This window comes from Inquilinus sp. CA228 (genome assembly GCF_052078665.1).
Classification (GTDB): Bacteria; Pseudomonadota; Alphaproteobacteria; order DSM-16000; family Inquilinaceae; genus Inquilinus.
Genome location: NZ_JBQJIK010000090.1, coordinates 22,619 through 31,769, shown reverse-complemented (window position 1 = coordinate 31,769; position 9,151 = coordinate 22,619). Strand labels below are relative to the sequence as shown.

Genomic DNA, 9,151 nt, shown 5'->3' with positions numbered 1-9,151 from the left:
GTCGCGGGCGATGCCCGGGCCGAGGCGCTGCGCCGGCGCGACGCCCGCCTGACCGGGGCCTGGAGAGCTTCCCCCGCGGCCTGAGCCGCCTGCCATCAATGAAAGGAGAGACGGACATGGCCGTCGTGCAGAACAGCTACAGCGAGACCATTCGCCCGGCAGTCGCCGGCATGGTCGCCAACCTGACCAATGCCGATGCCGACACCCGCATCGTCGAGACCGCCGCCGGCATCGGCTTCGGCCTCGCCGTCGGCCAGGGCGCCGGAGCCCGCGGCGCCGTGCTCGGCGCCGCCACGGCCGCCGGCTTCGTCGGCATCTCGATCCGCGACGTCGTGCTCGACCCGGCCGACGGCGACACCTACCGACAGGGCGCCAGCATCGCCGTCCTGACCGAGGGCGACATCTGGGCGGTGACCGGCGGCGCCGTCGCGGCCGGCGACACCGTCGTTTTCGCGGCCGCGACCGGCACCCAGTCCAGCCTGCCGGCCGACGCCACCCATTTCGCCAACGCCGGCGCCCGCTGGATGACCGGAGCCGCCAATGGCGGCCTCGCCATTGTCCGGCTCGGCGGCGCGCTGCCCTCCGCCTGATCCCCGATCGCCCCAGCCCCCTCAAAGGAGCCTTCCATGTTCGCATTCGACGCCCAGCAGGCGCTGGGCTTCCTGATCTCCCAGACCTCCAGCATCGAGGCGCAGGTCTACGAGATCCAGTATCCCGACATCCAGTATCCGGCGCTGGTGCCGGTCGACACCTCGGCCAATCCCTGGGCCAACAGCGTCACCTTCTACTCCACCGACAAGTTCGGCCAGGCCGAGTGGTTCAACCACCAGTCCAAGGACATGCCGCTGGCCGATGTGGAGCGGGCGCAGCACGATCACCCGGTGGAGATGGCGGCGATCGGGTATCGCTACACGCTGCAGGAGCTGGGCCAGGCGATGATGGTGCCGGGCACCAACCTGTCGGCGGACCGGGCCGCGGCCGCCATCCGCGCCTATGAGGAGTTCATGGACGGCCTTGCCCTGCGCGGCGTGCCGCCGAGCGGCACCGGCAAGAACTGGACCGGCCTGATCAACAATCCGATCGTCTCCGCCGGCCTGGTCGCCAATGACGGCGCCGGGGCGTCGACCCTGTGGGCCGACAAGACCCCGGACCAGATCCTGCGCGACATCAACGAGCTGCTGACCGGCGTCTATCAGGAGTCGCTGACGGTCGAGATGGCGGACACGCTGCTGCTGCCGGTGACCCGGTTCACGTCGCTGGCCGACACGCCGCGCAGCGGCACCAGCGACACCACCATCCTCGAGTATCTGCGGCGCAGCAACACCTACACCGCGGTCACCGGCGCACCCCTGACCATCCGGGCCGTGCGCGGGCTGGAGACGGCGGGGGGCGGCAACACCGCGCGCATGGTCGCCTATCGCCGCGACCCGCAGGTGGTGAGGCTGCATCTGCCGATGCCGCACCAGTTCCTGGCGCCGTCGCAGTCCGGGCCGCTGATGTTCGATGTCGCCGGCATCTTCCGCACCGGCGGGGTTGAGATCCGGCGGCCGAAGGCCTTCCGCTACAGCGACGGCATTTAGAGCGGGGGGTGGTCATGCGCGTCACGAACATCTCGCCCGGGCCGCGCTTCCTTCATGCCCAAGGCCAGGCCCGGCTGATCGAGCCGGGCGAAAGCGTCGAACTCGACCTGACCCGGGCCGAGGCGGCGAATGTCCGGCGGCAGGTCGAGGCCGGGGTCCTGGCCTGGGCCGAGCCGCCGGCCGCGGCCGGGCCAAGGGTGGTGCATCGGGGCTTCGGCCGGCACTACGTCGTCGGGCCCGGCGGCGAGGCGCTGGCCGGTCCGATGTCCAAGGAGGGGGCCGCGGCCGAGCTGGCCCGGCTGGGGCAGGGAGGGTGATCATGGACGCCACCACCCCGGCCGATCTCAAGGCCCGCTTCCCGGGCTTCGCCGCCGTCGCCGACGCCATGGTCCAGGCGGCGCTGGACGAGGCGGCGCTGCAGGTCGGCGCCGACTGGGCGAGCGAGGCCGATGTCCGGCTCGGCCGGCTGCTCCTCGCCGCCCATATCCTGACCCTGGACGGGCAGGGCAGCGGCGCCGAGGCCGCGACGGCGGCGGCCGGCGGGTTCCGCCGGATGCGCAGCGGCGCGCTGGAGCTGGAACGACCCGACACCGCCGAGGCGGCGCCGGGCGCGCTGGACTCGACCGGCTACGGCCGCCGCTTCCTCGAGCTGATGCGGCGCAACGTTCCGGCTGTCACGGTGGTGTAGATGTGGACGGCAGGGGCAGCCGCTCACTTCGCCTGCAGGCGGTCCCGGAACCATGCGGCGAGCTGACTCTCGCCGAGAGATCCCGCGGCCAGCGCCTCGACCGTCTTGACCGCATCAACGGGGTCGAAGCGCAGCCGGTATCCATTGTCTGCCAGGAACAGGCGGGCCACCACCCAGGCGGTCCGCTTGTTCCCGTCGACAAAGCCGTGATTGCGCGCCAGACCAAAAGCGTAAGCCGCGGCGAGATCGGCCGCATCCGGCGTGCCGTAGGCGGCGAGGTTCAGGGGGCGGGCCAGCGCCGATTCCACGGCGCCAGGATCGCGCACGCCGTCCGGTCCGCCATGCTCGGCGAGCTGCCGGTCGTGCAGCGCGTAGACCAGATCGGCGCCGACCCAGCGCCAATCCGTCATTTCGCCAGGGCCCGCAGGACGTCGCGATCCTCGTGCATGATCTCTTCGGCCAGGGCCATCTGGCGCTCGAATTCGGGATTGTAGGGCGTCAGGCGGTAACCACCGCCCGGGGCTTCGGTCAGGTAGACGGTGTCGCCCTTCTTCACCTTCAGGCGGGCCATCGCCTCTTTCGTCAGGATGAACCCGGCCGAGGCCCCGACCGTGGTGACCTTGAAGCTCAGCATGGCGACCTCTCACTATATAATAACCATTATATAGAGCCGAGGCCGGCTGCCGCAAGCGCGGATGAACCGTTCCCAATCTGGAGGCCACCATGCCCCTGTTCGACGGACATTTCCGGACGGTGTTCGGCGCCGCCTTCGCGCCGCTGCTGCTCGACGGCACGCTGCATCTCGCGGCCAAGGACGCGGAGGGCCAGGTGATCCTGCCGCCCGCCTTCGCCGATGTTCCGGTCAAGGGCCACCGCGACGACTCCCATGACCGGCAGCGGGCCGATTGGAACATCCCGGACCGGGCGGTGCGGCTGATCGTGCTGCAGGCGGGCGTCGCCGCGGCTCCGACGCTCGACGACGAGATCACCCTGGCCGGCGGCCGGTGGCGGATCAGCACGGTCGAGCAGGACCCGGCCGGCGCCGCTTGGATCCTGACCGGGGTGCCAGCCTGATGGCCGGCGTCACGGGTGTCGACCGCATCGGCGCCCGCCTGGCCCGGCTCGGCCGGGGTGTCCGTGCCCGGGTCGGCCGGGCGCTGCAGCAGGCCGGGGCGCTGGTCGCGGAAGAGGCCCGCGCCCGGCTGGCCGCAGAGTCGCCGGACGCCGCCGCGGAGGCCGCCATCGCCGTGATCCGGCGCGGCGACCAGGCTGCCGAGGTGGTCGTGACCCTGCCCGGGGCGGAGGCCCGCGAGTTCGGCACGTCCCGGTCGGCGGCGAAGCCCTTCCTGCGGCCGGCGGTGGAGGCGAAGCGGGCGGAGGCGTCTGGGCTGGTCGCGCGGGCGGTCCGCTCCACCCCCTCCACGCAGGAGACCGAATGATGCCGTGGTTCGAGTTCACCGCCGATTTCGACTTCCGGGCCTCGCGCCGCGTCGTCCTGGCCTATCGGGCCGGGACCAGGCTGCTGGTGCCGACCGCCACGGCCAAGGCGGCGGAAGCGGCCGGCGCCGGCCGGCGCGGCGACAAGCCGGAGGCCGCGCATGAGCGGCCGTGACCTGTCCGGCCCGCTGCGCCGCGCAGCGGTCGCGGCCCTGCTGGCCGATCCCGGCGTCGCCGCGCTGGTCGGCACCCGGGTCTACGACCATGTCCCGGCCACCCCGGCCTTTCCCTTCCTGCGCTGCAGCACCGCGATCACCCAGCCCTGGGAAGCGACCGGCGAGGTGCATGGCAGCCTGATCCGGCTGCAGATCGACGCCTTCACCAAGGGCTACGGCCACGTGTCGGCCGAGCCGCTGGCGGCCGCCGTCGTCGCGGCGCTGGACGAGGCCGACCTTGCGCTGCCCGAGGGTTTCCTGCTGTCGCTGCAATGGCGGCAGACCCGCCTGCTCGACGACCCGGCGGAGCAGGGCGTCACCCATGGCGTGATCGAGTTCGAGAGCATCGCGGCGTTGTAGCCCGCCGCTTCATCCGTGCCGTTCCCGGCAACCCCGGCCCCGCCAGTGAGCGGGGTCTTTTCGTTCGAGGAGATCCCGATGGCCCAGGCCAAGACCTTCCGCTTTTCCGACGTCATGATCCTGCTCGGCGACGGGGCGACCCCGACCGAGGTCTTCGCCGCCCCCTGCGGCCTGACCGAGCTGGGCATGACCATCGCCAGCGACACCAATGAGAGCATCATCCCGGACTGCGACAACCCGGACGACCCGGCCTGGAAGATCACCGACATCACCGCGCTGCAGATGACGCTGAGCGGCCAGGGCGTGCTCGACCGCACCGCCCGCAAGACCTGGGAGGACTGGGCCTTCGGCGGCACCGAGAAGACGGTCCGCTGGATGTACGACGTGACCGCGGCGGATTTCGGCGGCTACTACCAGGCGCCGGCGATCCTGACCAACTACCAGGTCACCGCCCAGCGCGGGCAGCGGGCGACGGTGCAGATCGCGGTCACGCTGAACGGCAAGCCGACCTGGACGGCGGCCGTCTGATGGCCGGGCAGCCGAACATCGCCGCCGAGATCGAGCTGAGCTGGGCGGACGGAACCTATCTGTTCGCCCTCAAGCTGAAGCAGATCGAGGAACTGCAGCGGCTGTGCGGCGCGGGGCTGGGCGAGATCGCCCAGCGCCTGCTGGTCGAGCGGCGGTGGCGGGTCAGCGACGTGGTCGAGACAATCCGGCTGGGCCTGATCGGCGGCGGCCTGCCGGCGGTGCGGGCGCGGGAGCTGATCGACACCTATGTCGACGGCCACCCGCTGGCCGATCCGCGCGACCCGGCGAACCACCTGATGACTGCCCAGGCCGTCATCACCGCCGCCTATTTCGGCGTGGCCGAGGCGACGGAGGAGCCGGAGGGAAAAGCCGAGGCCGCGGCGGGCGACGGGACGGATGGATCGACGTCGCGGCCTTCGCCGGACAAGCGCTCGCGATCGGCCTCTCGCCGCTCGAAATCGGCCGCATGAGCCTGGCCGAGTTCCTGGCCGCCGGCCGGGAATACGCCCGGATCATGGATCCGGGGGGCGCCCCCGCCGTGGCGCCGCCCACCGACGATGCGTTCGACGAGATGCTGGCCAGGGCGAGGGAGAGCGGCTTCCTGGCGGGGTGACCGCGGCCGGGCCGGCCGGAGGAACCGGCCGCTACGGCTTCGGCGGGCACATCGCGGACACCAGATCGACCATGGCCATTGTCGGCCCCATCGCCGACTGGGTCGCATTGGCGATGGCCGTGGTGGCGCCGGATATCCCGCTGGAAGCTTCGTTCAGGGCGACGACCTTGTCCTTGTTCGGCCCGCCCGAGAAGCCGAGGAGCAGGGCGGCGGCCGAGACGCGCGTGTTCTGGAACACGACCTCCTGGGTCTGCTTCGCCAGGACGATGTTGAGCTGGAGGATCGCGGCGGCGCCGTTTCTCAGGACCGTGCATTGCTCACCACTCACCTCGACAGCCGAGGCGGGCGGGCACAGGGCAAGCGCGGCGAGGACGGCCATTGCCGAACCATGCGTGACTCGAAAGCGCATCGAATATCTCCCCTTCCAACAGGCGCTTCTTCCGAAAAAACCGGACCCAAGCCGCTCCGGCGGCTGCTTCGGCTGCCGGCAATCATCGGCGGACGATATGGTGTCCAATTCTAATATTGGTTGTCAATCTGTCGTCTACGTATCCTGAAAATATAATCCGACGCCGTTCCTACGGCCTGGTTCCGTTCGCTTCCGACGAGGTGCCCCCATGCCGACCGCGGATCAGATCAAAGTCCAGATCCTGGTGAACGTCGACCAGTATAGCAAGTCCATGGCCAAGGTCGCCGGCGACACCACGCGCTATCTGGCGATGGTACAGCAGGTCGTGACCGATACCGAGGTCACCGTCACCCGGAGCTGGGATCACCAGGCGGCGGCATCCGAGCAGGGCTCGCGCCGCAGGGCAAAGGCCGCGCAGGATGGGGCGGCGGCGGAGCAGACCGCGGCCGCGCAATCGGCGATGGCGACGGAGCGGATCGGGCGGGACACGGAGCGGCTCACGGTCCGGGTGCAAAGCGCCACCCGCCAGCGAGCCATGCTCGCGCGGGAGGCGGCCGCGAGCGGGCGGGAGATGGCCGGCGGCATCGGCGGGGCCTTCAAGTCTCTCCTCAGTGTCTTCGGCCCGATCGGCAAGGTCGTCGAGTTTGTCGCCGATAGCGTCCAGATCGCCGATTTCGTGATGAGCCGTTTCATCGGCAGTACGGAGGAGGCGAACCAGGCGCTGGAGCTCTACCGGCAGACCCTCGAGGACTATCTCGGCACCGCGCGGCAGGCGACTCTGGGGTCCCAGGACCTGGCCGCGAGCTTCGGCAAGATGTCCGAGGCTGCCCAGGCCGTGGCGGCCAATGAGCTCAAGGCCCAGATCGAGGCCCAGAGCAAGGGCATCGACGCCGCCGCCAAGGAGGCAGTCGAGAAGCTTCGGGCGGCAGGGGTGAGATATCAGGAAGAAATCAATATTCCCTATGGCGAGTTTCCTCAAACGATCCCCGAGTCCTTTTCGATCAAGCTGGGCGTCGAGATCCCAACCGATCTCCAGGCCAGGCTCGAAGCGGCTCTCAAGCCGCTGATGCAGGGCAGCCGGGACACGACCTATCTGAAGACCCTGTACGATCAGCTCCAGACCCTGGGCAACCAGGCGGACGGCCCGGCCAAGACCGCGATCCTGAACCTGGTGAATCAGGTCGCCGGCCTGTCCGCCGGCACCCAGGCGAGCATCAGCCAGATCGATCTCTTCATGGCCCGGCTGCGGCTGCTGTTCGGCACCGCCACCGACGCGGACCGGGCCCTGATCAACGCGGCGGCCGCGACCGATCAACTCGGCAACAGCGCGGCCGGAGCCCAGTCCAAGGTGGCGGGCCTGACCGACGAGGTGCGCCGGTATTACCAGGAGCTCGGCCGCGCCAACGGGGCGGCGGTCATGGCCGGGCTCGACGCGGACCGCATGCTGGAGCGCGCCCGGCGAGAGCTCGATGAGCTTCGGACATACGGCAATACCGACCGGCTCAGTCGGGACGAGCAGGTGCAGGCGCTGGTCAGCACGTTCGTCGCCAAGCGGCAGACGGAAGGGTATTCGGAGGCCGAAGCGCGGGAGCAGGGGAACGCGGCCGAGACGCTGTTCCGGCAGGTGCTCGCGGAGCGGGACGTAAAGCGAAGCCCCGCTTCCGGGGGCGGCGGCGCCCGATCCGCGGCGCCGGCCGCGCCCGCTTCGGCGCCCGGCGAGGAGGCCCTGGCGTCGCTGCAGCGCGAGATCGACCTGAACCGGGCGCTGGCCGCGGTCTACCACCTGGGAAAGGAGGCCCTCGCCAAGAAGAGGGCCGAGCAGGAGGCGATCAACGCCGCGCGGCAGGCCGGACTTGCCGCCGGCTCCAAGGAATACGAGGCCTATTTCGAGGACTATCGGCTGAAGGCGCTGGATGCCGAACAGTCGAAGACCCGGCTGGCCAACCTCGAACGCGGCAGCGAGCTGAACAAGTCCCTGATGTCGGAGCAGGAGAAGCTGAATCTCCTGAAGGCGGACTACAACACGCTGCTGCAGGAAGGCGCCATCACGCAGGTCGCGCATGACCGGCTGGTGGCCACGGCGGAAGACCAGGCCTATGGCTATTCCGAGGGCATCAAGGCGATCGGCGAGGCCATCCAGGGCGGGATCCAGGGCGCGACCAGCTTCTCCGACGCCCTGCTGAAGATCGGCAATTCGCTGGCCCAGCTGCTGCTGCAGGCGGCGCTGTTCGGCAACGGCCCGCTGGGCAAGCTGTTCGGCAGCCTGACCGGGCTGCCCGGCGGCCTGCTCGGCCTCGCCTTCGGCGGCGGCGGTGGCGGCCTCGTGCAGCCGCCCGGGTCGCCGATCGCCGTGCCGATCCCCGGATTGCCGCCGGGAAGGGCCTCGGGCGGCCAGGCGCTGCCCGGCAACATCTACGAGGTCGGTGAGACCGGCCGGGAGTGGTTTGCGCCGTCGGTGCCGGGACAGGTGATCCCGAACCACGTCATCAAGGCGGCCGCCGGGGGCGGCGGCGGGTCGAGCCAGCCGATCACCTTCAACATCTCCATGGCCGGCGCCAATGGCGACCGCACCATCGCCGAGATCGCCGCCGCGGCGGTGAAGAAGGGCCTGACCAGCGTGCCCGAGATCAACCGCCAGCACCGGATCCGCTTCGCATGATCATCTATGACTGGCCGGCGATCCTGATCGCCACTGCCGAGACCTTCCGGATCGACGCGCGCACCCGCTCCGGCGGCGAGACGATCTCCGGCCGCGACCAGGTCGTGACGTCGAATCTCGGCCGCTGGGTGGCGCAGCTCAGCGTGCCGCTGCACACGCCCGCCAAGATCCGGGCCATGCGCTCGCTGCTGGCCCGCCTCGATGGCCGGACCAACGCCGTCCGCGTCGGGCCCTGCGACTGCCGCAACGGCAACCGGCTGATGCCGGTGGTCGGCGATATCCCCTACCGCGACCAGGCGTTCCACACCGACGGCGCCGGCTTCATGCAGGGCGGCATCGCGCCGACCATCGCGGCGCCGGCGGCGGCCGGCACGACGACGATCCGGATCCTCAACGGATCGACCGTGCTGCCGGTGCTGGAAGGCAGCTTCCTCGGCCTCGGCGGCTATCTGTACGTCGTCGTCGGCGTCGATCCGGAACCGGGCGAGGAGACGGTGCTCGACATCCGGCCGAAGCTGCGCGCCGGCGCCGCCTTGGGCGCCCCGATCGAATGGTGTCGCGCCCGGGCGCCGATGCGCCTGTCGGCCGACGACAGCGGTGCTTTCGAGCTGCAGCTCGCCCGCACCGGCACGGCGTCGCTCGATCTCGTGGAGGTGTGGTGA

At 70.5% G+C, this 9,151-nt stretch carries 16 protein-coding genes; 13 read left to right on the top strand and 3 right to left on the bottom strand.

Features of this window, described 5'->3' with window-relative positions:
• Window positions 1-116: 116 nt before the first annotated feature.
• The 4 genes from ACTOWL_RS32485 to ACTOWL_RS32470 are packed head-to-tail and all read left to right on the top strand — an operon-like array spanning window position 117 to window position 2,268.
• Window positions 117-590: a structural cement protein Gp24 gene (locus ACTOWL_RS32485; protein WP_441325438.1), complete on the top strand. Its 474-nt coding sequence runs from the start codon at window positions 117-119 to the stop codon at window positions 588-590.
• 36 nt (window positions 591-626) lie between these two features.
• Window positions 627-1,580 (top strand): DUF2184 domain-containing protein, encoded by a 954-nt coding sequence (locus ACTOWL_RS32480; RefSeq protein WP_441325437.1) that lies wholly within the window; start codon window positions 627-629, stop codon window positions 1,578-1,580.
• A gap of 14 nt (window positions 1,581-1,594) precedes the next feature.
• Window positions 1,595-1,897 (top strand): hypothetical protein, encoded by a 303-nt coding sequence (locus ACTOWL_RS32475; RefSeq protein WP_441325436.1) that lies wholly within the window; start codon window positions 1,595-1,597, stop codon window positions 1,895-1,897.
• Window positions 1,898-1,899: 2 nt separating this feature from the next.
• The gene (locus tag ACTOWL_RS32470) at window positions 1,900-2,268 is read left to right on the top strand and encodes a DUF4054 domain-containing protein (RefSeq protein ID WP_441325435.1); all 369 of its coding nucleotides are present in this window, start codon (window positions 1,900-1,902) and stop codon (window positions 2,266-2,268) included.
• Window positions 2,269-2,291: 23 nt separating this feature from the next.
• Here the strand turns inward: ACTOWL_RS32470 and ACTOWL_RS32465 are convergent, their stop codons facing one another.
• Window positions 2,292-2,678, bottom strand: coding sequence for a type II toxin-antitoxin system death-on-curing family toxin (locus ACTOWL_RS32465; protein ID WP_441325434.1), 387 nt, complete (start codon window positions 2,676-2,678; stop codon window positions 2,292-2,294).
• Complete coding sequence (locus ACTOWL_RS32460; RefSeq protein ID WP_395675487.1) at window positions 2,675-2,902, bottom strand: transcriptional regulator; 228 nt, start codon at window positions 2,900-2,902, stop codon at window positions 2,675-2,677. The genes ACTOWL_RS32465 and ACTOWL_RS32460 overlap by 4 nt, the downstream gene beginning before the upstream one ends.
• Window positions 2,903-2,991: 89 nt before the next feature.
• On the opposite strand from ACTOWL_RS32460, the gene ACTOWL_RS32455 reads away from it, so the two are divergent.
• The 7 genes from ACTOWL_RS32455 to ACTOWL_RS32425 all read left to right on the top strand — a co-directional run bounded on the left by ACTOWL_RS32455 (window position 2,992) and on the right by ACTOWL_RS32425 (window position 5,421).
• Window positions 2,992-3,342: a hypothetical protein gene (locus ACTOWL_RS32455; protein WP_441325433.1), complete on the top strand. Its 351-nt coding sequence runs from the start codon at window positions 2,992-2,994 to the stop codon at window positions 3,340-3,342.
• Window positions 3,342-3,707 carry an HK97-gp10 family putative phage morphogenesis protein gene (locus tag ACTOWL_RS32450; protein WP_441325432.1) on the top strand — a complete coding sequence of 122 codons (366 nt, stop codon included), beginning with the start codon at window positions 3,342-3,344 and terminating at the stop codon, window positions 3,705-3,707. The genes ACTOWL_RS32455 and ACTOWL_RS32450 overlap by 1 nt, the downstream gene beginning before the upstream one ends.
• Entirely contained in the window at window positions 3,707-3,880 is a 174-nt protein-coding gene (locus ACTOWL_RS32445; RefSeq protein ID WP_441325431.1) for a hypothetical protein, read from the top strand. The genes ACTOWL_RS32450 and ACTOWL_RS32445 overlap by 1 nt, the downstream gene beginning before the upstream one ends.
• Window positions 3,867-4,280 carry a DUF3168 domain-containing protein gene (locus tag ACTOWL_RS32440; protein WP_441325430.1) on the top strand — a complete coding sequence of 138 codons (414 nt, stop codon included), beginning with the start codon at window positions 3,867-3,869 and terminating at the stop codon, window positions 4,278-4,280. The genes ACTOWL_RS32445 and ACTOWL_RS32440 overlap by 14 nt, the downstream gene beginning before the upstream one ends.
• A 78-nt stretch (window positions 4,281-4,358) precedes the next feature.
• Window positions 4,359-4,808: a phage tail tube protein gene (locus ACTOWL_RS32435; RefSeq protein WP_441325429.1), complete on the top strand. Its 450-nt coding sequence runs from the start codon at window positions 4,359-4,361 to the stop codon at window positions 4,806-4,808.
• Entirely contained in the window at window positions 4,808-5,278 is a 471-nt protein-coding gene (locus ACTOWL_RS32430; RefSeq protein ID WP_441325428.1) for a gene transfer agent family protein, read from the top strand. The genes ACTOWL_RS32435 and ACTOWL_RS32430 overlap by 1 nt, the downstream gene beginning before the upstream one ends.
• On the top strand, window positions 5,275-5,421 hold the full coding sequence (locus ACTOWL_RS32425) for a hypothetical protein (protein ID WP_441325427.1): 147 nt from the start codon (window positions 5,275-5,277) through the stop codon (window positions 5,419-5,421). Before ACTOWL_RS32430 ends, ACTOWL_RS32425 begins: the two co-directional genes overlap by 4 nt.
• Window positions 5,422-5,452: 31 nt before the next feature.
• Here ACTOWL_RS32425 and ACTOWL_RS32420 read toward each other — a convergent pair whose 3' ends face one another.
• Entirely contained in the window at window positions 5,453-5,830 is a 378-nt protein-coding gene (locus ACTOWL_RS32420) for a hypothetical protein (RefSeq protein WP_441325426.1), read from the bottom strand.
• Window positions 5,831-6,038: 208 nt separating this feature from the next.
• On the opposite strand from ACTOWL_RS32420, the gene ACTOWL_RS32415 reads away from it, so the two are divergent.
• Window positions 6,039-8,489, top strand: coding sequence for a hypothetical protein (locus tag ACTOWL_RS32415; RefSeq protein WP_441325425.1), 2,451 nt, complete (start codon window positions 6,039-6,041; stop codon window positions 8,487-8,489).
• A complete protein-coding gene (locus ACTOWL_RS32410) occupies window positions 8,486-9,151 on the top strand; it encodes a hypothetical protein (protein WP_441325424.1) in 666 nt (221 codons plus the stop codon). Before ACTOWL_RS32415 ends, ACTOWL_RS32410 begins: the two co-directional genes overlap by 4 nt.